General features: G+C 66.8%; 19 protein-coding genes and 1 riboswitch. Of the genes, 9 read left to right on the forward strand and 10 right to left on the reverse strand.

What is annotated here, in order from left to right; genetic code table 11:
• Positions 1–29 precede the first annotated feature (29 nt).
• The 5 genes from GPA27_RS19935 (at position 30) to GPA27_RS19955 (ending at position 4,857) form a co-directional block, all read left to right on the forward strand.
• Positions 30–545, forward strand: a complete 516-nt coding sequence (locus tag GPA27_RS19935) for a DUF2242 domain-containing protein (protein ID WP_169142234.1) — start codon at positions 30–32, stop codon at positions 543–545.
• A 56-nt stretch (positions 546–601) separates the two neighbouring features.
• A riboswitch (S-adenosyl-L-homocysteine riboswitch) is annotated at positions 602–666 on the forward strand.
• A gap of 74 nt (positions 667–740) precedes the next feature.
• On the forward strand, positions 741–2,165 hold the full coding sequence (gene ahcY / locus GPA27_RS19940) for an adenosylhomocysteinase (protein WP_169142235.1): 1,425 nt from the start codon (positions 741–743) through the stop codon (positions 2,163–2,165).
• A 12-nt stretch (positions 2,166–2,177) separates the two neighbouring features.
• Positions 2,178–3,011, forward strand: coding sequence for a methylenetetrahydrofolate reductase [NAD(P)H] (metF, locus tag GPA27_RS19945; protein WP_169142236.1), 834 nt, complete (start codon positions 2,178–2,180; stop codon positions 3,009–3,011).
• A gap of 412 nt (positions 3,012–3,423) precedes the next feature.
• A complete protein-coding gene (locus GPA27_RS19950; RefSeq protein ID WP_169142237.1) occupies positions 3,424–4,026 on the forward strand; it encodes a DUF1326 domain-containing protein in 603 nt (200 codons plus the stop codon).
• A gap of 33 nt (positions 4,027–4,059) precedes the next feature.
• Positions 4,060–4,857, forward strand: a complete 798-nt coding sequence (locus GPA27_RS19955; protein WP_211165127.1) for a DUF2182 domain-containing protein — start codon at positions 4,060–4,062, stop codon at positions 4,855–4,857.
• A 15-nt stretch (positions 4,858–4,872) separates the two neighbouring features.
• On the opposite strand, the gene GPA27_RS19960 is transcribed toward GPA27_RS19955, so the two are convergent.
• The 4 genes from GPA27_RS19960 to GPA27_RS19975 form a co-directional block, all read right to left on the reverse strand.
• Complete coding sequence (locus tag GPA27_RS19960; protein WP_169142238.1) at positions 4,873–5,169, reverse strand: hypothetical protein; 297 nt, start codon at positions 5,167–5,169, stop codon at positions 4,873–4,875.
• 73 nt (positions 5,170–5,242) lie between these two features.
• Positions 5,243–6,133: a DMT family transporter gene (locus GPA27_RS19965; RefSeq protein WP_169142239.1), complete on the reverse strand. Its 891-nt coding sequence runs from the start codon at positions 6,131–6,133 to the stop codon at positions 5,243–5,245.
• A gap of 18 nt (positions 6,134–6,151) precedes the next feature.
• Positions 6,152–7,687: a helicase HerA-like domain-containing protein gene (locus GPA27_RS19970; protein ID WP_169142240.1), complete on the reverse strand. Its 1,536-nt coding sequence runs from the start codon at positions 7,685–7,687 to the stop codon at positions 6,152–6,154.
• Between the two features lie 64 nt (positions 7,688–7,751).
• Entirely contained in the window at positions 7,752–8,387 is a 636-nt protein-coding gene (locus tag GPA27_RS19975) for a hypothetical protein (protein ID WP_169142241.1), read from the reverse strand.
• A gap of 180 nt (positions 8,388–8,567) precedes the next feature.
• Between GPA27_RS19975 and GPA27_RS19980 the strand changes: the two genes are divergently transcribed.
• Positions 8,568–9,296 carry a YebC/PmpR family DNA-binding transcriptional regulator gene (locus GPA27_RS19980; protein ID WP_169142242.1) on the forward strand — a complete coding sequence of 243 codons (729 nt, stop codon included), beginning with the start codon at positions 8,568–8,570 and terminating at the stop codon, positions 9,294–9,296.
• Positions 9,297–9,398: 102 nt separating this feature from the next.
• Here GPA27_RS19980 and GPA27_RS19985 read toward each other — a convergent pair whose 3' ends face one another.
• The 6 genes from GPA27_RS19985 to frdA all read right to left on the reverse strand — a co-directional run bounded on the left by GPA27_RS19985 (position 9,399) and on the right by frdA (position 16,321).
• Positions 9,399–11,450, reverse strand: coding sequence for a cytochrome C (locus GPA27_RS19985; RefSeq protein WP_246261285.1), 2,052 nt, complete (start codon positions 11,448–11,450; stop codon positions 9,399–9,401).
• Between the two features lie 103 nt (positions 11,451–11,553).
• Positions 11,554–12,855, reverse strand: a complete 1,302-nt coding sequence (locus GPA27_RS19990; RefSeq protein ID WP_169142243.1) for an ethylbenzene dehydrogenase-related protein — start codon at positions 12,853–12,855, stop codon at positions 11,554–11,556.
• A gap of 119 nt (positions 12,856–12,974) precedes the next feature.
• Positions 12,975–13,343 (reverse strand): fumarate reductase subunit FrdD, encoded by a 369-nt coding sequence (gene frdD / locus GPA27_RS19995; RefSeq protein WP_169142244.1) that lies wholly within the window; start codon positions 13,341–13,343, stop codon positions 12,975–12,977.
• Complete coding sequence (locus tag GPA27_RS20000) at positions 13,340–13,747, reverse strand: fumarate reductase subunit C (protein WP_169142245.1); 408 nt, start codon at positions 13,745–13,747, stop codon at positions 13,340–13,342. Before GPA27_RS20000 ends, frdD begins: the two co-directional genes overlap by 4 nt.
• Positions 13,744–14,508 (reverse strand): succinate dehydrogenase/fumarate reductase iron-sulfur subunit, encoded by a 765-nt coding sequence (locus tag GPA27_RS20005; protein ID WP_373322789.1) that lies wholly within the window; start codon positions 14,506–14,508, stop codon positions 13,744–13,746. The genes GPA27_RS20000 and GPA27_RS20005 overlap by 4 nt, the downstream gene beginning before the upstream one ends.
• On the reverse strand, positions 14,501–16,321 hold the full coding sequence (gene frdA / locus GPA27_RS20010) for a fumarate reductase (quinol) flavoprotein subunit (RefSeq protein WP_169142246.1): 1,821 nt from the start codon (positions 16,319–16,321) through the stop codon (positions 14,501–14,503). The genes GPA27_RS20005 and frdA overlap by 8 nt, the downstream gene beginning before the upstream one ends.
• A 323-nt stretch (positions 16,322–16,644) precedes the next feature.
• Here frdA and GPA27_RS20015 point away from each other — a divergent pair, with 323 nt between their 5' ends.
• From GPA27_RS20015 to GPA27_RS20025, 3 genes are all read left to right on the forward strand, one after another.
• Positions 16,645–17,526, forward strand: a complete 882-nt coding sequence (locus tag GPA27_RS20015) for a DMT family transporter (protein ID WP_169142247.1) — start codon at positions 16,645–16,647, stop codon at positions 17,524–17,526.
• A gap of 119 nt (positions 17,527–17,645) precedes the next feature.
• A complete protein-coding gene (locus GPA27_RS20020; protein ID WP_169142248.1) occupies positions 17,646–19,001 on the forward strand; it encodes an IS1182 family transposase in 1,356 nt (451 codons plus the stop codon).
• 217 nt (positions 19,002–19,218) lie between these two features.
• Entirely contained in the window at positions 19,219–20,604 is a 1,386-nt protein-coding gene (locus GPA27_RS20025; RefSeq protein WP_211165128.1) for a dicarboxylate/amino acid:cation symporter, read from the forward strand.
• The last annotated feature ends 85 nt before the right edge of the window (positions 20,605–20,689 follow it).

The following is a 20,689-nucleotide window of genomic DNA, read 5'->3' on the forward strand; positions in this document are numbered from 1 at the left end:
TCTTGCACCTCCACTCCGGATTTCCCCCCATGTTGCATCTCGCGCGTCGCGCCCATGTGCTGTTGCTGTCCGGGCTGCTGCTCGCCGGCTGCGCGTCCGCGCCGCCGCCCGCCTATCGCAGCGAGACCTTCGCCGCCGAATCGCCCTTCGTCACGTGGAGCACGCGCGACCCCGACGCGGCCTGCGAGGTCGGCAAGCGCGCGCTGCTGAGCCAGGGCTACCAGGTCGACGCATCCAACGCGACGCGCATCCGCGGCGAGAAGTACTTCCTGCCGAAGACCGACTACGGCATGACGCTCAACATCACGCTGGTGTGCCTGCCGAGCAACGTCGGCACCGCGATCTACGCGAACGCGCTGCAGACGCGCTACGAGCTGAAGTCCGCAGCGACCAGCGCCGGCGTCGGCGTCGCGGGCATCGGCTCGATCTCGCTGCCGTGGACCGCCGACAAGGAGGCGCTGATCAAGGTCGGCGAGGAAACGATTTCCGACCCGGACTTCTACAAGCGCCTCTTCGGCCTGATCGACTCGCTGCAGGGCAGCTGATCCACGTTGCCGCCGGCGCCTTGCGGCATCCGGGAACTCCTACGCTATAATCCGCCCTTGCCGAGGAGCGCTGCGAGACTTTCGTCCCAGGCTCGGCTATCCGGAACTGCGCTCACCTTAACCCGTGCCGGGCACGGGGTGACGAGGTGAGCTCACCCGCAGCACCCCTTCCCGGCCACACGTTCAGGAGTTCACATGAACACTGTGGCTGAAAACTTCACCGACTGCGTCGTTGCCGACCTCAAGCTCGCCGACTGGGGCCGCAAGGAAATCCGCATCGCGGAAACCGAGATGCCCGGCCTGATGGCGATCCGCGAGGAATTCGCGGCCGCGCAGCCGCTCAAGGGCGCGCGCATCACCGGCTCGCTGCACATGACGATCCAGACCGCGGTGCTGATCGAGACGCTGACCGCGCTCGGCGCCGCAGTGCGCTGGGCCTCGTGCAACATCTTCTCGACCCAGGACCATGCCGCCGCCGCGATCGCGGCCGAAGGCATCCCGGTCTTCGCGGTGAAGGGCGAGTCGCTCGCCGACTACTGGGACTACACGCACCGCATCTTCGAGTGGCCGGCGGCGGGCGGTGAAAAGATCTATTCAAACATGATCCTCGACGACGGCGGCGACGCGACGCTGCTGCTGCATCTGGGCGCGCGCGCCGAGAAGGACATCTCGGTGCTGGCGAAGCCGGGCTCGGAAGAGGAGTCCATCCTCTTCGCCGCGATCCGCGCCAAACTCGCGCAGGACCCGACCTGGTACTCGACCCGCCTCGCGCAGGTGAAGGGCGTCACCGAGGAGACCACGACCGGCGTGCATCGCCTGTACCAGATGCATGAGCGCGGCGAACTGAAATTCCCGGCGATCAACGTCAACGACTCGGTCACCAAGTCCAAGTTCGACAACCTGTACGGCTGCCGCGAGTCGCTCGTCGACGGCATCAAGCGCGCGACCGACGTGATGATCGCGGGCAAGGTCGCGGTGGTCGCCGGCTATGGCGACGTCGGCAAGGGCTCGGCGCAGGCGCTGCGCGCGCTCTCCGCCCAGGTGTGGGTCACCGAGATCGACCCGATCTGCGCGCTGCAGGCCGCGATGGAAGGCTACCGCGTCGTGACGATGGAATACGCGGCGGACAAGGCCGACATCTTCGTCACCTGCACCGGCAACTACCACGTGATCACGCACGATCACATGGCGAAGATGAAGGACCAGGCCATCGTGTGCAACATCGGCCACTTCGACAACGAGATCGACGTCGCGTCGATCGAGAAGTACCAGTGGGAAGAGATCAAGCCGCAGGTCGACCATGTGATCTTTCCGGACGGCAAGCGCATCATCCTGCTCGCCAAGGGTCGCCTCGTGAACCTCGGCTGCGCCACCGGCCATCCGTCCTACGTGATGAGCTCGTCGTTCGCGAACCAGACGATCGCGCAGATCGAGCTGTACACGCGCACCGCGGACTACCCCGTCGGCGTGTACACGCTGCCCAAGCACCTCGACGAGAAGGTCGCGCGCCTGCAGCTGAAGAAGCTCAACGCGCAGCTCACCGAGCTCACCGACGCGCAGGCTGCCTACATCGGCGTGTCCAAGCAGGGCCCGTACAAGGCCACCCACTACCGCTACTGATCGGAGCGCGCCATGGCCAAACCTGAAGTTTCGATCGAGTTCTTCCCGCCCCAGACGCCCGAGGGCGACGACAAGCTGCGCGCGACGCGCGACAAGCTCGCACGCCTGACGCCGGCGTTCTTCTCGGTGACCTACGGCGCCGGCGGCTCGACGCGCGAGCGCACCTTCGCGACGGTCAAGGAGATCGCCGCGCAGGGCTTCGAAGCCGCACCGCACCTGTCGTGCATCGGCTCGACGCGCGCCGGCATCCGCGAGATCCTCGACGACTACACGGCCGCCGGTATCCGCCGCATCGTCGCGTTGCGCGGCGACCTGCCCTCCGGCGTGGGCGACCCCGGCGAGTTCCGTTACGCGAACGAGCTGGTGGAATTCATCCGCGCCGAGACCGGCGACCGCTTCCGCATCGAGGTCGCGGCCTACCCGGAATGGCACCCGCAGGCGCGGAGCCCGCAGGACGATCTGCGGGCATTCAAGCGCAAGGTCGAGGCCGGCGCGGACTCGGCGATCACGCAATATTTCTACAATGCGGAGGCCTACCTGCACTACGTCGATGCGGTGCGCGCAATGGGGCTGGACACGCCCATCGTGCCCGGGGTCATGCCGATCGCGAGTTTCCACAAGCTCGCGCGCTTCTCCGACGCATGCGGCGCCGAGATCCCGCGCTGGATGCGCCGCAAGTTCGAGTCCTACGGCGACGACACGGAGTCGATCCGCGCATTCGGCCTCGACGTGGTGACCGCGCTGTGCGAGCGCCTGCTCGCGAACGGCGCGCCCGGCCTGCACTTCTACAGCATGAACCAGGCCAGCCTCACGACGGCCATCTGCGAGCGCCTCAAGCTCGTCTGAAACGACGGGCACCCCCCGCTGCGTGGGCGGGGGTGCCCGTGTTCGCGCGGCGCGCCTCAGCTCGAGCGTTCGCCCACCCCGTTCGATGTCCTGCTGCCCGGACTGGCTGAACGGTTCCCTGCACCGAAACCAGCGACTCGCCGTAGGTACCGAGGTTTCCGAACAGCGCGCCGAGCATCTCCGTGCGCCGGGCCGGCGCCGGAAGGCTCGGGGCAATGCACGGCAGCGCCCAGCCTAGGCTGCCGGACGTCATTGACGAGGCTCCAGCGACGACTATATATGTAGAGTGAGACGCAATCTCACTACCCCGACGGGGCGGTATCCGCGCCCTCCGCCGACCGCCTTTTCCGGTCGACGGGACTGTCTGCACCCGACCCGCCCGCTGGCCAACCAGTCAAGAAGGAGAACAGACATGGCCTACCGGATCGAAGGACGACTTCTGGAAGTGTGTACCTGCAAGGCGATCTGTCCGTGTTGGATCGGTGACGATCCCGATGGCGGCACCTGCGACGGCACGCTCGCGTGGCACATCGACAAGGGCGAGGTCGGCGGCACCGATGTGTCGGGGCTCACCTTCGGCATGCTGGCGCACATTCCCGGCAACGTGCTGAAGGGCAACTGGCGCGCCCTCGCGTTCGTCGACGAGCACGCCAGCAAAGAACAGGAAGAAGCGTTGCTGGCGGTGTTCACCGGCAAGCTCGGCGGGCCGGTCGCGGACCTAGCGCAACTGGTCGGCGAGGTGGTCGGCGTGGAACGCGTCGGGATCGAGTTCGACGTCAAGGAAGGCTCCGGGCGGCTGCGCATCGGCAACACCGTCGCAGCCGACCTCGAATGCGCGCGCGGGCCCGACGGCCGGGCGACCGTGATGAGCGACACGATCTTCTCGACGATTCCGGGCTCGCCCGCCTACATCGGCCGCGCGCCGCTCTACCGTGCACAGTCGGAGCCGCTCGGCATCAACGTCAACCTGAGCGGCTACAACTCGGTGCAAGGCGCGTTCTGCTTCCAGGCCTAGACACCGGCAACACCCGACAGGCAGACACAGTCCATGGCCGCGGCGCAAGCTCCGCTGCGCGCGATCTCCCGGCGCGACACGTTCGCCGTCACGCTGGGAGCGCTCGTGCTCGCGGCATGGGCCGCCTTGTGGCTGTGGGAGCGATCGCCCTACGGCCGCTACCTCAACCATGCCGAACTCGGCGGCCTCGCGCACGCCGCGACGGTCGATGCGGTGCTGGCGCAGTCGGCCCTGTACGTCGGCGGCTGGCTGCTGATGACGATCGCGATGATGCTGCCGACGACCCTGCCGCTGCTCGACGCCTTCCGCCGCATGACCGCGCTGCGCGACGACCGCCGCCGCCTGCTCGCGCTCGTGATCGTCAGCTACCTCGGCGTGTGGCTCGTCGCCGGCGTGGTGATGCATCTCTTCGATTTCGGGCTGCACGAGGCCTTCGAGCGCCTCGCGTGGCTGCAGGCCAACCCTTGGGTGTTCGGCGCCGCGCCGCTGCTGCTGGCGGGCGCCTTCCAGTTCTCGGACCTCAAGCACCGCTGCCTCGAGCGTTGTCGTGCGCCGGTCGGTTTCGTCATCCAGCACTGGCGCGGCGGCAGCCCCGCGCTCCAGTCGCTGGCGATCGGCGCACACCACGGCCTGTTCTGCGTCGGCTGCTGCTGGGCGCTGATGCTGCTGATGTTCGCAGTCGGCACCGGCAGCATGGGCTGGATGCTCGCGCTCGGCGCCGTGATGGCGATCGAGAAGAACCTCAGCTGGGGCCGCCGCCTCAGCGCGCCGCTGGGTGCCGCGCTGCTGCTGTGGGGCGGCGCGATCGCCCTCCCGCAGCTCCTTGGCTGAACGGCGGACGACCGCTCACCCCATGCCGTGACGGTGCATCCAGGCGTGGAAGTCGCGCTTCGCCATGGCGCCGCGCAGACGCCCCAAGTGCAGCACGAGATTCTCGACCATCGTGTGCGCCGCGATCGCGGCCATGACCTCCAGCCGGGCCTCCGCACTCATGCCGTGGTCGGCGAGCTTGTGGTCGATGTCGCAGAAATGGCGCGCCATCAGGCTGCGTGCCTCGTGCTCGCCGATGGCGAGGTCGCCGAAATCGATGTGATCCTCGGCTTCGATCTCGGCGATCAGTGACTCGACGGATTCTGGCGTCATGGCGAAACCTCGCGCGGATGGTGACATCCGCTTGGACCGCCGCTGTTCGCCGCGAGTTGCCGCGAACCTGCCGTCAGCGCCGCGCCATCACCAGCACGCCGGCGATCACGAGGGCGGCGCCGGCGAGCTGCGCGACGCCAAGCGCCTCGTCGAGCAGCAGCCAACCGAGGAAGATCGTCACGACCGGGCCCAGCGTGCCCATCAGCGACACCGGCCCGGCACCGAGGCGGCGGATCGCCTCCGACACCAGCCACACCGGCGCGACCGTCGACAGCAACGCCATCGCGGCGCCGAGCGCGTACACCTGCCACGGCAGATCGAGCGCGGACACCGGCCGCAGCACGAAGAACTGGCCGATGCACAGCACGCACGCGACGCTCGTCGCGAACGCGGTCACGCGCATCGCACCGAGCCGGCCGACGACCTGACCGTTGCCCATCAGGTACAGCGCATAGGACAGCGCGCTCGCGAACACCAGCGCACCGCCGATTGCCACGTCCCGCGCCTCGCCGGCGATGCGCAGGTCGTGCCCCACCGCCAGCCCGATGCCGCAATAGCACAGCGCCAACGCCGCCAGCGTGCGCCGGCCGATCGGCTTTGCGAGGAAGAGCGCCGACAGGAGGATCACGAGCGTTGGATACAGGAACAGGATCAGGCGCTCGAGCGCGGCGGTGATGTAGCGCAGGCCGAGGAAATCGAGGTAGCTCGAAAGGTAGTAGCCGGAAAAACCCAGCGCGACCATCCACAGCCACTCGCGCCCGTCCAGGCGGTGCGCGGCGCGCGCGTCGGCGACCAGGCCCATCACGACGAAGAAGGGCAGCGACAGGCCCATGCGCAGCGCGAGCAGGGTCTCCGCGTCCACGCCGTAGCGGTACGCGAGCTTGACGAAGATCGCCTTGAACGAGAATCCGATCGCACCGAGCGTCGCAAACAGCAGCCCGGCGCGATTCGAGGCGAGGCTCATCCGCTCAGTTTCGGCGCCTCATCGGCGGCGTCCGCCCAGCAGCGAACCGAGCAGCCCGCGCACGATCTCGCGCCCGACCGAACTGCCGATCGTGCGCACGACGGTCTTCGCGGCGATCTCGACCAGACCCTCGCGCTTGCCGCCGCGCGGTCCGGTCGAACCGAACAGGATGTCGCCCATGCCGCCCAAGGCGCCGCCGCCGTCCTGCCCCGCGCCAGCCCCCTGCCCTGCAGGCGCACCGGCAGAAGCCCCGCCGGAAGCCCCGGCCGCGGCGCCCCCCGCCTGCGCGCGCAGCATCTCGTAGGCCGACTCGCGATCGAGCAGCTTCTCGTAATGGCCGTACAGCACCGAGCCCTGGATCGCGGCCTTGCGCTCGTCAGCCGTCAGCGGGCCGAGGCGCGACGCGGGCGCGATCACGGAGGCGCGCTCGACGACCTCCGGGCGTCCCTTGTCGTCGAGGAAGGACACCAGCGCCTCGCCCACGCCCAGTTCGGTGATCGCGGTCGCCGCGTCGAAGGACGGGTTCGCGCGCATCGTGTCGGCGGCGGCCTTCACCGCCTTCTGGTCGCGCGGCGTGAAGGCGCGCAGCGCGTGCTGCACGCGGTTGCCGAGCTGACCGAGCACCGTCTCGGGCACGTCGAGCGGGTTCTGCGTCACGAAGTACACGCCGACACCCTTCGAGCGGATCAGGCGCACGACCTGCTCGACCTTCTCGACCAATGCCTTGGGCGCGTCGTTGAACAGCAGATGCGCCTCGTCGAAGAAGAACACGAGCTTGGGCTTGTCCAGGTCGCCGACTTCGGGGAGCTGTTCGAACAGCTCCGCCAGCATCCACAGCAGGAAGGTCGAATACAGCTTGGGCGAGTGGTAGAGCTTTTCCGCGGCGAGGATGTTGATCACGCCGCGGCCCTCGTTGTCGGTCTGGATCAGGTCGGCGAGGTCCAGCATCGGCTCGCCGAAGAAGCTGTCGCCGCCTTCCTGTTCGAGCGCGAGCAGGCCGCGCTGGATAGCGCCGATCGAGGCGGCCGAGACGTTGCCGTACTCCGTCGTGAACGACTTCGCGTTGTCGCCCACGTACTGGATCATCGCGCGCAGGTCCTTCAGGTCGAGGAGCAGCAGGCCGTTGTCGTCGGCGATCTTGAACACCAGCTGCAGCACGCCCGCCTGCGTCTCGTTGAGGTTCAGCAGGCGCGCGATGAGCAGCGGCCCCATGTCGGAGATCGTCGCGCGCACGGGATGCCCGAGTTCGCCGAACACGTCCCAGAACACCACCGCGTTCGCACGCGGCGCGTATTCGGTGATGCCCAGCGCGGCGAGGCGCTGCATGAGCTTGTCGGACGCGACGCCGGCCGCGCCGGCGCCCGACAGGTCGCCCTTCACGTCGGCCACGAACACCGGCACGCCGATCGACGCGAAGGCCTCGGCCATCTTCTGCAACGTCACGGTCTTGCCGGTACCGGTCGCCCCGGTGATCAGGCCGTGGCGGTTGGCGAGGCGGGGCAGCAGGGTGATGTCCTTGTGGGCGTTCTTTGCAATCAGCAGCGGCTCGGCCATGTCGGAATGCCTCTCTTGTTCGTTTGTGTCGGATTCAGTGTAGCAGCGGCGCGACGGGCGTCCGTCACGGCGGCGAGCGGAAATCGCACAGGGTCACGCAGCGCTCGTAGGCGTCGTCGCACGCGACGCTGTGCGGGGCACAGGCCCGCAGCCGCTCCCCGCAGCCGCGCACACAGGCATTCCATTCGGGCTGTGCCGGCGTCGGCCGCGTGAGCAGGCCCTTGGCCGCGCTGTCTGCCGTGCACGCGCGCAGCGCGAAAGTCCGCGGCGGCCCCGGGATGCGCTCCCACTCGTCGGCGGAAAACTGCAGGTCGCGTTCGAGCGCGTCGATGCGCGCCGCATCGAGCAGCCCGGAACGCAGCAGCGAGTCGAGCCCGTGGCAGTCCGCGCGCCGCGCATCGGCCGCCGTGCGAGCGCCATCGACCGGCAAACCGAGGTTGTGGCGGGCGCATTCGTGTGCGAACAGGAACAGGCGCGACTCCGCCGTCAGGCGCGGCAGCACCGCCTCGTTGTAGCGGAGCTCGGGGGCGCCCCCCGGACGGCTCGCGACCACGCGATCGAGTGCGGGATCGCTCACTGCGGCCACGGTGCGGCCGTCGGCGTCGGTGCAGCCGTGGTAGCTCGTCCGCTCCTGGGCCTGCGCCCCGCCCCCCACGCACAATTGCGCGAGTACCGCGCCCAGCAAGAGCCTACGCCGCATCGTCTCCCCCATTCGCCACGCCGGTCCTCCGGCATGCGCAGTCGCAAAATAATGACGGGAATCTACCAGAGCCGGCCGACTTGTGGGCGGATCGGCGGCAGTGAAGATGGGTGCGGCACCCCTGTATAATGCGCGCGGTTCAGTTCTTTCAACGCCACCCGGCAGGATTCGAGGTTTTTTATGGCTGGTCATTCCAAATGGGCCAACATCCAGCACCGCAAGGGCCGTCAGGACGCGAAGCGGGGCAAGGTCTTCACCAAGCTGATCAAGGAAATCACCGTCGCCGCGCGCATGGGCGGGGGCGACCCGAACTTCAACCCGCGCCTGCGCCTCGCCGTCGATAACGCGAAGACGCAGAACATGCCGGGCGAGAACATCGACCGCGCGATCAAGCGCGGCACCGGCGAACTCGAAGGCGTGAGCTACGAGGAAGCGCGTTACGAAGGCTACGGCATCGCCGGCGCCGCGGTGATGGTCGACTGTCTCACCGACAACAAGACCCGCACCGTCGCCGACGTGCGCCACGCCTTCTCCAAGTACGGCGGCAACATGGGCACCGACGGCTGCGTGGCGTTCCAGTTCAAGCACTGTGGCCAGCTGATGTTCGCCCCGGGCACGAACGAGGACGCGCTGATGGAAGCCGCGCTCGAAGCCGGTGCCGAGGACGTGATCCCCAACGACGACGGCTCAATCGAAGTCGTCACGGCACCGTACGAGTTCTCCACCGTGAAGGAAGCGCTCGAGAAAGCCGGCTTCAAGGCCGAATTCGGCGAAGTCACGATGAAGCCGCTGAACGAGACCGAACTCGAAGGCGACGAGGCGGTGCGCATGCAGAAGCTGCTCGATGTGCTCGACTCGCTCGACGACGTGCAGAACGTGTATACGTCGGCGGTGATCGACGAGGAATAAGCCCCGCGGCTTTTCGCGCCGCTGCACGCACTGACGCGGCGGCGCGACGAAACGAACAGGGCCGGACATCCGGCCCTGTTGCTTTGCGGCCCCCGCCTGCCGTCAGTGCGAGCCGAAGAAACCGATCGCGACCAGCGTCAGCAGCGTCAGTCCGGCGGCGATCAGCGTGAAGCCGAGGATCTTCGACCCCAGCGCCATCGGGCGCGAGGGCGCATCCACGATGTACTTCTCCAGCTCGCCGCTCTTCATCAGGCGCTCGTATTCCAGCGCGTGCTCGCGGCGGTACTCCTCGACCGACATCGAGCCCGTGAACATCACGACTTCCAGCGGGAACTTGTCGGGACGGAAGTGGTTGTTGAAGAAATGCACGGTGAACAGGAACACCACCGCCAGGAAGGCTTCCTCGCTGTGGAAGATCGCCGCGACGTTGAACACCCAGCCCGGCAGGAAGGTGGCCGTGATTGTCGAGGCCCACATCAGCAGTCCGCTCACGCCGATGATGGTCACCCCCCAGAACGGCGCCCAGTAGTCGAACTTCTCCCAGTAGGTCCAGCGGTCGAACACGGGACGCTCGCCCTTGCCGAAGAACCACTTCAGCATCGCGAGGAAGTCCTTGCCGTCCTGCAGGCCCGGCACCAGCGAGGTGGGGCCGAAGATGCGGAACTCCTTCCAGTCGCGCGCGAGCCGCAGGGCGACGTAGGCGAGGTGCCAGAAGAACACGGCAGCGAAGATCACCGCGTTGATGCGATGGATCGTCCCCGCGACCTGCGGTCCACCCAGCCCCTTCATGAGCGGCGCGGCCCAGGGGGCGTCCGGATAGAAGAGCGGCAGGCCCGTCAGCGTCAGGATCATCAGGCTTAGCGCGAAGATGAGGTGCGCAGCGCGCCAGGTCGCGCTAAAGCGGCGGAAGTGCTTGCCCGCGTGACTGTCACCAGCCAGGCCCGGTGCGTCGGCGCGCACGTGCGGGCGCACCTTGCCCTGCTGGCGGTCGCGCAGTTCGCGCCAGAACCACAGCAGCGTGTGCAGCCAGAAGAAGCCGAAGGTGCCGACCAGCAGCTGCACCATCAGCTGGTTCGCGAGCCACATCTGCGGGTAGCGCTCGAAGTCGCCCGTGTGGCCGTGCGGCTGGTAGCTGGCGAAACCCGGCGGCGCCTCGGGCAGGTCCTTCTTGCCGTTGTGGCATTCCTTGCAGGTCTTCATCCGGTTGTCCGGATGCACCTTGGCGTCCGGGTTCTTGACCGCCAGCACGTCGTGGCTGCCATGGCAGTCGAAACACTTGGCGGTATAGGCGTAGCCCAGTGTGTTGATCTGGCCGTGGTAGGTCGCCTTGTAGGACTTGAAATTTTCCTCGTGACAGTTGCCGCATTCGGCCGTCACGGCAAGCTTGAACGGGGCGAGCGAGGTGTTGCCGACGGCGTGGGCGCTGTGACAGTCGCTGCACACGGCCGCCTTGGCGTCCTTCTTCTGGAAGATCGCCTCGCCGTGGATCGATTCGGTGAAGGTTTCGAGCGATTCCTCGTGGCAGCTCTTGCCACAGGTCTCGGGCACCCCCAGGCGCCACTCGGCATACTGCGGCGAGTCCTTGGGCGGGACATTGAAACTATGGCTGCTGTGACATTCGTCACAGCTCGCGTTCGGCCGTGTGGGGTCGTCGGCGTTCTTGCGTGCGTGGAAGGACTCCTTGTACGCGGCGATGTTGTCGACGACCACGCCGAGGCGCGGCTTGTCCTTTGCGGCCCCCTGCTGCTTGGCACGCTCCCACAGTTCTTCGTGACAGGACGCGCAATCCTTCACCTTCTGCGCCGGATCCCTGCGGTGGGCGTTGTCGGTCTCGGCGTTGTCGCTGATCTCGGTGTGACACGCGACACAGTCCATCTTCGCGTGCGCGCCGCTCGCGAATGCATCGGCCGGCACGGCATGGAGTTCGCGGGATTCGCCGTCTGCGCCGGGCACCGCTATCGCGGCCCTGCCGGCGCCGTGACAACTCAGGCACTTCGCGTTGTCCAGCCCGGGGGCGGCGGCGACGGCGGGCCCGCCGAGACCGACGAGCAGGAGGGCCAGGACGGCGGTCGTCGCCGCACGCAAATCGAGACGGCATGCGACACGGAACGGGACACTGAAAGGGACACGGAAAGCGAATCGTTTCAGGCGCATGGGCGAGCTTCCGCAAGGGTCCATGAAAACGCCGCGACGTGCGCGGCGCCGATTAGCTGCACGGCCCCCCGGCTTGCAGGGGGCGTCGGCCGCAGAGGCTGCGTTACGGCAACTTCACCGCCTTGATGTCGGCCTTGGAGCCGAACCCGATCGTCTTGACGAACGACACCTGGTGGCCGCGCGTAGTGATGTTGTCATCATGCACAGCGAAGCCGACATTGTATACACCTCCGGCCTTCAGGGCTTTATCGTCGTCATTGGCGAGACCGAGCGGACGGACCATGACGACCGCCCACATGCCGTCCTTCCAGCTCGCGATGGCGTTGTTGTCGGCGGCCGACCCCTTGGCGTCGGCGCGACTGACGATGTAGTCGGGGATCATGTCGCCTTCCTTCCAGCCGGCGTTCGGATCGAAGGGCACGGCGTTCTGCTCGCGGATGAGATAGTGGTCGCCCTTGCGCAGCTGGTCGACGGTGATCGACTTGTAGCCGACCTTGCTGGCGTCCCACATGAACTTCGGCTGATGCGTCTTCGCATCCGCATTGCCGCCGAACATGTCCTTGCCGGAATCGCTGAGGCGGAATTCCAGCACGTAGCCGTCGTCGGTCATGCCGACCGGGTTGCTGCGGTGCGCGCGCCACTGGATCAGGTCCACGAAGCCGCCCGCCGCCTTGATCTTGGCGATGTCCTCGACGCTCTTGCCGGTCTTCCAGTCGGACGGGTCGGTACGGGTGTCGGGCAGGTACTTGCGCACGTCGCGCTTCTTGATCGCCTGCAGCAGCGCGTTGCCGGCGACCTCGTCCTTGGTGAATTGCTTGGCCATGTCGCGCTGGCCGTCGTGGCAGGTGAGCCAGCAGCCCTGGTTCGCGAAGCCCAGCACCTTGCCGTCGTCGATCATGATCGACATGCGGTCTTCGTAGATGCCCATTTCCTGTCCGTCCTGCACCGGCTTGTCGAGCTTCGGATAGCCGAACACCTTCCACTCCTTGCCGTCGAAGCGCAGGTACTGGTGCTCGCTGCCCGGATAGGCGTTGTCGGTCTTCCACTGGAATCGCAGGTAGGCATTCTTCGCGTCGTACGCGGCCTGCACCTTCAGGGCCTTGTAGCCGGACTTGCCCTTCACCGGGCGGGGCTCGAGCCGGCCGCCCTTGACGATCTCCTCGCCGATGTCCTTCTCGGCGTCTTCCTCGTCGTGACACGAGGTACAGGAATCGCCGCGCACGACCTCCTTGACGGCCCCTTCGTGCGCCTCGCTGCGCAGCCATTCGTAGGACGACTGGCCGGGGAAGAACAGCGGCACGGTCACCGCAGGGATCTTACCCCAGTTGATTTTTGCCGGATCGGCGGCGTGCGCCGCACCGATGCCCAGAACCGCCAGACTCACGAGCAATGCCGTTTTTTTCATTTTGCGTTCCCCTGTTTTCCGAGATGACAAGACGGCCCGACAGATCGGGTCCATCGCGATTGCGAGCCGAGGCCCGCGCAGTGCGAAGACATGCACCGCCCTCTCTGCGGAGGTTCCTTTCAGAATCCGAGCGCCAGCAACACCCACGCCGCGACGATCGATACCAGCAGGGCAAGGCCATAGCACGCGATCTTCAGCGCGGCGCCCGCGTGCACGCCGAGGTCGTGCAGGCTGTGGAGGATGCGGTGCATGGCGTGCCACATGAACAATGCGACGACGACGAACAGCAGCCCCTTGCCCGCCCAATGCTGCGCGAAGGCCTGCATGTGCGCCCAGCTCATCGCATCGGAGGGAAGGATGAAGCCCAGCGGCACCGCGATGCCGGTCATGAACACGAGCACCGGGCCGAAGAGCGCGGCAAGCATGCCGCCGGCACCGAACAGCCCCCAGAAGACGGGCGCATTGGAGCGTCTGGGAATCGGTTTCATCGCGTCGCCCCCCACGCCACAACCAGCACCACGAGACTGCAGACCACCGTCGCAGCCACGCCGCAGGCCGTGATCACGCCCGGAGCGACGCGCTTGCCGCGGATGACGAGGGGCGGCATGGTCTTGGGCATGATGCGGAACCAGGTCCAGCAGTGGTAAACAAAGGCGGCCAGCAGCACGACGTGGAATACCAGCGCCACGGGGCTGCGCAGCGCGTCCAGCCACCCGTTCCATGCCGCTTCGCCTTGCGCGAGCCGCAGCAGCCCGACCAGCAGCACGAGGGCATAGGCGGCGACGAAGAGTGCGGTCGCCTCATGCACCATGTATTCGACGAAGAAGGGATTGCGGCGCCACCAGCCGGCCATCGGGCGCACGTAGGGGCGACGCGGATCGGGCGTATTCACTTGGCGCCTCCCTTTCCGGTGACGAGTCGCAGGAAATAGTCCCCGGCCGCGCGCGTCTTGTTCTGGTTGACCGCGTTGGCGGGATCGACGTGCTTCGGACACACCTCGGAGCAGTAGCCGACCGCGGTGCAGTTGAACACCCCCGCTTCCGACCCGGCGACCTCCATGCGCGCTGACGCGCCGCCGTCGCGCGAATCGGCGTTGTAGCGGTGCAGGAGCGCCATGATGCCCGGTCCGACGAAGTCGGGATTGAGACCGTACTGGGGGCACGCGGCGTAGCACAGCAGGCAGTTGATGCAGGAACTGAACTGCTCGTATACGTCGAGTTCGGCGGGCGTCTGCAGGTACTCGCCCTGCGCGAGGCTGCGTGCTTCCTTCGGGATGATGTAGGGCTTGATGCTTTCGAGCTTGGCGAGGAAGTCGTCCATGCGGATCACGAGATCGCGCTCGATCGGGAAGTGCGCGAGCGCCTCGACGCGCACGCTGCCGGCAGGAAAATCGCGCAGGAAGGTCTTGCACGCGAGGCGCGGCTCGCCGTCTATCATCATCCCGCAACTGCCGCAGATCGCCATGCGGCACGACCAGCGGAAGCTCAGCGTGCCGTCGAGCCAGTCCTTGATGTACTGCAGCCCCTGCAGCACCGACATGTCGTCGCTGTAGGGCACGTCGTAGCCTTGCAGGAAGGGCTCCGCGTCCTGTTCGGGGCGATAGCGCAGGACCTCGATGCGCATGCGCTTGCCGGTATCACTCGTATCAGCCACGGTGCGCCTCCCCTGCCGGACCGGGCTGTGCGGCCCGCTCCTGTTCCGCCTTCTCGGCCTGCTCGCCGGCGGCGCCGTAGGCACGCGTGCCCGGCGCAGAGCGGGTAATCTTCACGTCGCCGTAACCGATGCGCGGCGCGTCGGCGCCGGCGTGATACGCCAGCGAATGCCTGAGGAAATTGACGTCGTCGCGCTCGCCGTAGCCATCGAGGCGCTGGTGCGCGCCACGCGACTCGCGACGCTCGAGCGCGGACCACGCCATCGCCTGCGCGACTTCGAGCTGGTAGCCGAGCTCGATCGCGAGCAGCCATTCGGTGTTCCACACGCTCGACGTGTCCTCGACCCTGACCCGGCGATAGCGCTCGCGCAGTTCGGCGAGCTTGTCGCAAGTCGCCTGCATGGTGTCGGCCTGCCGGTAGATGCCGCAACCGTCCTCCATGCTCTGCGCCATCTCCTTGCGCAGGGTGGCGATGCGCTCCGTGCCGGACGTGTCGGTCACGAGCGCGAGCGCGCGCTGCTGCGACGCCCCGGCCTGTTTCAGCAGCACGTCTGCGCGACCGTGCGCCACCGATTTCGCGAAGGCGGCGGCCTCGACGCCGGCCGTCTTGCCGAACACGCACAGTTCGGCGAGCGAGTTGGAGCCGAGGCGGTTGGCACCGTGGATGCCGACGCTGGAACATTCGCCGGCGGCGTACAAGCCGGGCAGCGGCGCGGCACAGCGCCCATCGACGAGGATGCCGCCCATCGTGTAATGCACCGCGGGCCGCACCGGGATCGGTGTCTTCGCCGGATCGACGCCGAGGAATTCCTCGGCGAGCTCGTAGATCTGCGGCAAGCGCTCGCGCAGCTTGGCTTCGCCGAGGTGGCGCAGATCCAGATGCACGACCGCCCCGTGCGGACCGTCTATCGTGCGCCCCTTCTGCTGCTCGTACCAGAAGGCCTGACTGAGGCGGTCGCGCGGCCCGAGCTCCATCGCCTTGTTGCGCGGTGTCGGTTCGGCCGGCCCGAGGCCGTAGTCCTGCAGGTAGCGGTAGCCGTCGCGGTTCAGCAGGAAGCCGCCCTCGCCGCGGCAGGCCTCGGTGAACAGCAGGCCGGTGCCGGGCATGCAGGTGGGGTGGTACTGGACGAACTCCATGTCGCGCAGCGGCACGCCGTGGCGGTAGGCGAGCGCCATGCCGTCGCCAGTGACGATGCCGCCGTTGGTGTTCTCGCGGAACACGCGCCCGGCGCCGCCGGTGGCGAGGATCACTGCGTTGGCCTGGATCAGCGTGAAGCGGCGCGAGGCGATGTCGACGACCACGACGCCCTGCACGCGACCGTCCTCGACGACCAGGTCGAGGCAGAAATGCTCGTCGAAGCGCCGGATCGACGGGTACTTGATCGAGGTCTGGAACAGGGTGTGCAGCATGTGGAAGCCGGTCTTGTCGGCGGCGAACCACGTGCGCTCGATCTTCATGCCGCCGAAGGCGCGCACGTTGATGTGGCCGTCCGCCTTGCGGCTCCACGGACAGCCCCAGTGCTCGAGCTGCACCATCTCCTCGGTGCTGCGCGCGACGAAGTCCTCGACCACGTCCTGCTCGCACAGCCAGTCGCCGCCGGCGACCGTGTCGTGGAAGTGGTGCTCGAGGCTGTCGTGGGCCTGCACGACGCCGGCGGAGCCGCCCTCTGCGGCCACCGTGTGGCTGCGCATCGGGTAGACCTTGGAGACCAGCGCGATCTTCAGCGACGGGTCGGACTCGGCGGCCGCGATCGCGGCGCGCAGGCCGGCTCCGCCTGCACCGACGATGGCGACGTCTGCCTTCCAGACATCCATGACGCTTTCCCCCTTTCGGCGGGCCCGGCAATGCGCGAGCCCCGGAAGACTCCTGCGTCCGAAGGGAAAGCTATCCGCCTTTCGGGCGTGGAGACGACAATATTCTTCTTATATACCAACGTCACCAACCGGACTATGACGTTGTTGCAATCCAGTGTAACTCTCGGCCCGCACGCCCACAATGCGGACGAGGTCTCGAATCGCCAGACCTGCGAGAAAATTCATCGGACGACGATTCGGCGACGACACGCACGCATCAACGTGCAGGTAAGATGGGCTGCTTCCGCCCTGCCGGGCCCGCACACGCACGTTCCCGACACGCCATGGCCATCCTCCACCCCCGCCTGACCTCCGCAGCCCCGCTCCTCTTCGTCCTGCTGTGGAGCACCGGCTTCATCGGCGCGAAATTCGGCCTGCCCTTCGCCGAGCCCCTGACCTTCCTGAGCACCCGCTACGTACTGGTCATCACGCTGATGGGCGCCCTGGCGTTCGCCATGCGCGCGCCCTGGCCGCGCGACTGGCGTCAGGTGATGCACATCGCGGTGGCCGGCCTGCTGGTGCAGGCGACTTATCTCGGCGGGGTGTTCATGTCGATCGACCGCGGCCTGCCCGCCGGGGTCTCCGCCCTGGTGGTCGGCATGCAACCGCTGCTGACCGCGCTCGGCGCCGGCTGGCTGCTGGGCGAGCGGGTCACGCGACGCCAATGGGGCGGGCTCGTGCTGGGCTTCGTCGGCGTCACGCTGGTGGTGAGCAACAAGGTCGCGGTCGGCGTGTCGGCGGCGGAGCTGGGCTGGAAGCTGGCGCCGGCCCTTGCGGCGCTGGCCGGCATCACCGTCGGCACGCTGTACCAGAAGCGCTTCTGCCCGAGCTTCGACCTGCGCACCGGTTCGGTCGTGCAGTTCATCCCCAGCCTGATCGTCACCGCCTTCATTGCCAGCCGCACCGAGACGATGCACGTCGACTGGAGCGGGCAATTCGTCTTCGCCCTGCTGTGGCTCGTGCTGGTGCTCTCGCTCGGCGCGATCAGCCTGCTCAACCTGCTGATCCGCAGCGGCAGCGCCGTGAACGTCGCCAGCCTGTTCTACCTGACGCCGCCGACGACGGCGCTGATGGCCTGGCTGCTGTTCGGCGAGACCCTCTCCGGCCTCGCGCTCGCCGGCATGGCCGTCGCCGTGCTGGGCGTGTGGCTCGCGCGCAAGGCCTGACGCCTCCTTCCTCCCGCATTCGCCTTCGGCCGCATGCCCCTGCGCCGTCTAGCAGTCCGTCGGACTTTGAGCGGGATAGGCGATAATCCTAGCGGGGCGAACTGACGGGATTTTCGGAAATGGCTTTCCAGCCGATAGACCGGGACACTGATTTTCTGCTGCCACCGTCGGTGCAGGAGTGGTTGCCAGAAGCGCATCTGGCGCGTTACGTGGTGGAGGTCGTCGAGCAGCTGGATCTGACGGCGATCGAGCGGGCCTACGCCGGACGAGGCAGCGACGCCTATCATCCGGCAACGCTGCTTGCGCTGCTGATCTACGGCTACGCCACCGGGACCTTCTCGAGCCGCAAGATCGAGCGGGCGACGTATGACTCGCTGGCGTTCCGTTACATCGCCTGCAACCGGCATCCCGATCACGACACGCTGGCGTCCTTCAGGAAACGTTTCGGCGGGGAGTTCGAAGCCGCCTTTGTCCAGGTCCTGCAGGTGGCGCGCGAGAACCAGCTCTCGCGCTTTGGCACGGTGAGTCTGGACGGGACCAAGATCCACGCCAATGCGAGCCGGCACAGTGCGCTGTCCTATGGTCACGCCGAGAAGATCGAGGCGCAGCTCAAGGCCGAAGTGCAGGAACTCATGAAGCTGGCCGAGGCGGCCGATCAATCCTCGCTGCCGGACGGGGTGAAGCTGCCCGACGAGATTCGTCGTCGTGAGGACCGGCTGGCGGCGATCGCGGCCGCGAAGGCCAAGATCGAGGCTCGAGCGGCCGAGCGCTTCGCGCGCGAACAGGCCGAGCACCAGGCGAAGCTCGCCGCGCGCGCAAAGAAGGAAGCCGAAACGGGCAAGAAGCCCAAGGGCAAAGGGCCGAAACCGCCGCCAGCCGGGCCGTGCGCCGGCGAGCAGATCAACCTGACCGACGAAGAGTCACGAATCATGCCGGTGCCGGGCGGCGGATTCGAGCAAAGCTACAACGCGCAGGCGGTGGTCGATACCGAATCGATGCTGATCCTCGCCACTCACGTAACCCAGGCAACCAACGACAAGGAACAGATCGAGCCGATGCTGGCGAAGGTCCAGTCCAATCCTGAGGGATTGAACCAGCCGGCGACCTGGCTCGCGGACACCGGCTACTACAGCGAGAAGAACGTCACTGCGTGCATCGCCGCGAAGATCGAACCGCTGATCGCAGTCAGGCGCGATGCGCATCACCCGGATTGGCGGGAACGTTTCAGCGAACCCGAACCGCTGGCCGAGGGTGCCTCGGCGGTTGAGACGATGAAGCACCGCTTGAAGACACGTGCCGGACGCGCGGCTTATGCGCTGCGCAAACAAACCGTCGAGCCGGTGTTCGGCATCATCAAGTCGGTGATGGGCTTCCGGCAGTTTCTGCTGCGCGGCCTCGAAAACGTGACGAACGAATGGACCCTCGTTTGCCTCGCCTGGAATCTGAAGCGCATGGCCGTATTGCGTCCGCAGTAAGGAAACTGGCGGGGAATCGTGCGCTCTCTCGCAGAAATCTCGCTGAAAACAGCCTTCAAGCCCAATTCACATTTCGCATCGCGAACACTACGCCACCGTGGGTGGCGTAGTCCGACGGACTGCTAGGTGATATCCACAATGCGGAAGTTCACACTGCACATGATCGTCCTCGATCGAAATAATCGCGGCCACGCAGTAAATAACCGAGGAGATGGGTTTGGCCAAGAAACCGTTTTATACGTCGCTGTACTTCCAGGTCATCGTCGCGATCGTGATCGGCGTGCTGCTGGGGCATTTCTACCCGCAGACCGGCGCCGCGATGAAACCGCTGGGTGACGGCTTCATCAAGCTGATCAAGATGATCATCGCCCCGATCATCTTCTGTACCGTCGTCGTCGGCATCGCCGGCATGGAGGACATGAAGAAGGTCGGCAAGACCGGCGGCTTCGCGCTGCTGTATTTCGAGATCGTCAGCACGATCGCGCTGATCGTCGGCCTTGTGATCGTCAACGTCGTCAAGCCGGGCGCCGGCATGAACATCGACGTGACGACGCTGGATACGAAAGCGATCGCCGCCTATACCGACCCGTCGAAGATGCAGAGCACGACGGACTTCCTGCTGCACGTGATCCCGACGACCGTCGTCGACGCCTTCGCCAAGGGCGAGATCCTGCAGGTGCTGCTGTTCTCGGTGCTGTTCGGCTTCGCACTGCACAAGTTCGGCGGCCGCGGCACGCTGGTGTTCGACTTCATCGAGAAGTTCTCGCACGTGCTGTTCGGCATCGTCGGCTACATCATGAAGGTCGCCCCGATCGGCGCCTTCGGTGCGATGGCCTTCACGATCGGCAAGCACGGCGTCGGCGCGCTGGCGCAGCTGGGCATGCTGATGGCGACCTTCTACCTGACCTGCATCGTGTTCATCTTCGGCGTGCTGGGGACGATCGCGAAAGCGCATGGCTTCTCGGTGGTCAAGCTGATCCGCTACATCAAGGAAGAGCTGCTGATCGTGCTGGGCACCTCGTCGTCGGAATCGGCCCTGCCGCGCCTGATGGCGAAGATGGAGAACCTCGGCTGCAAGAAGTCGACGGTCGGCCTGGTGGTCCCGACGGGCTACTCGTTCAACCTCGACGGTACCTCGATCTACCTGACCATGGCGGCCGTGTTCATCGCCCAGGCGACCAACACCCCGCTCGACCTCACGCAGCAGCTGACCCTGCTCGCGGTGCTGCTGCTGACCTCGAAGGGCGCCGCAGGCATCACCGGCAGCGGCTTCATCGTGCTCGCGGCGACGCTGTCGGCCGTCGGTGGCGTGCCGGTGGCGGGCCTCGCGCTGATCCTCGGCATCGACCGCTTCATGTCGGAAGCGCGTGCGCTGACCAACCTGATCGGCAACAGCGTGGCGACCGTGGTCGTCGCGAAGTGGTGCAAGGACGTCGACATGAAGGTGCTCAACAGCCACCTCAACAACGAGACCCTCGAGGAGGCCAACGACCCCGAGGCCGTGCTCGACCAACAGGACGCACACATGGACGTGCGCCCGGCGGTCGCGCAGGTGGAAGAGGCTGACGAGATGCCGCAACACGCGGTGCCCGCGCGCGCGTAAGCACGCCGCCTAAGGCAGCAGGAAGCAAATCGGCCCGCCAGCAGATGCTGGCGGGCCGATTTTTTTGTCGCGCGGGGGCGGCCCC

Origin of the sequence: Aromatoleum toluolicum (assembly GCF_012911005.2) — a bacterium.
In the GTDB taxonomy this organism is placed as follows: Bacteria; Pseudomonadota; Gammaproteobacteria; order Burkholderiales; family Rhodocyclaceae; genus Aromatoleum; species Aromatoleum toluolicum.

What these genes read in the sequence shown, in the direction of transcription:
- GPA27_RS19935 (WP_169142234.1), top strand. Translation starts at nt 30, where the DNA reads ATGTTGCATCTCGCGCGTCGCGCCCATGTGCTGTTGCTGTCCGGGCTG.
- ahcY (WP_169142235.1), top strand. Translation starts at nt 741, where the DNA reads ATGAACACTGTGGCTGAAAACTTCACCGACTGCGTCGTTGCCGACCTC.
- metF (WP_169142236.1), top strand. Translation starts at nt 2,178, where the DNA reads ATGGCCAAACCTGAAGTTTCGATCGAGTTCTTCCCGCCCCAGACGCCC.
- GPA27_RS19950 (WP_169142237.1), top strand. Translation starts at nt 3,424, where the DNA reads ATGGCCTACCGGATCGAAGGACGACTTCTGGAAGTGTGTACCTGCAAG.
- GPA27_RS19955 (WP_211165127.1), top strand. Translation starts at nt 4,060, where the DNA reads ATGGCCGCGGCGCAAGCTCCGCTGCGCGCGATCTCCCGGCGCGACACG.
- GPA27_RS19960 (WP_169142238.1), bottom strand. Translation starts at nt 5,169, where the DNA reads ATGACGCCAGAATCCGTCGAGTCACTGATCGCCGAGATCGAAGCCGAG.
- GPA27_RS19965 (WP_169142239.1), bottom strand. Translation starts at nt 6,133, where the DNA reads ATGAGCCTCGCCTCGAATCGCGCCGGGCTGCTGTTTGCGACGCTCGGT.
- GPA27_RS19970 (WP_169142240.1), bottom strand. Translation starts at nt 7,687, where the DNA reads ATGGCCGAGCCGCTGCTGATTGCAAAGAACGCCCACAAGGACATCACC.
- GPA27_RS19975 (WP_169142241.1), bottom strand. Translation starts at nt 8,387, where the DNA reads ATGCGGCGTAGGCTCTTGCTGGGCGCGGTACTCGCGCAATTGTGCGTG.
- GPA27_RS19980 (WP_169142242.1), top strand. Translation starts at nt 8,568, where the DNA reads ATGGCTGGTCATTCCAAATGGGCCAACATCCAGCACCGCAAGGGCCGT.
- GPA27_RS19985 (WP_246261285.1), bottom strand. Translation starts at nt 11,450, where the DNA reads ATGCGCCTGAAACGATTCGCTTTCCGTGTCCCTTTCAGTGTCCCGTTC.
- GPA27_RS19990 (WP_169142243.1), bottom strand. Translation starts at nt 12,855, where the DNA reads ATGAAAAAAACGGCATTGCTCGTGAGTCTGGCGGTTCTGGGCATCGGT.
- frdD (WP_169142244.1), bottom strand. Translation starts at nt 13,343, where the DNA reads ATGAAACCGATTCCCAGACGCTCCAATGCGCCCGTCTTCTGGGGGCTG.
- frdA (WP_169142246.1), bottom strand. Translation starts at nt 16,321, where the DNA reads ATGGATGTCTGGAAGGCAGACGTCGCCATCGTCGGTGCAGGCGGAGCC.
- GPA27_RS20015 (WP_169142247.1), top strand. Translation starts at nt 16,645, where the DNA reads ATGGCCATCCTCCACCCCCGCCTGACCTCCGCAGCCCCGCTCCTCTTC.
- GPA27_RS20020 (WP_169142248.1), top strand. Translation starts at nt 17,646, where the DNA reads ATGGCTTTCCAGCCGATAGACCGGGACACTGATTTTCTGCTGCCACCG.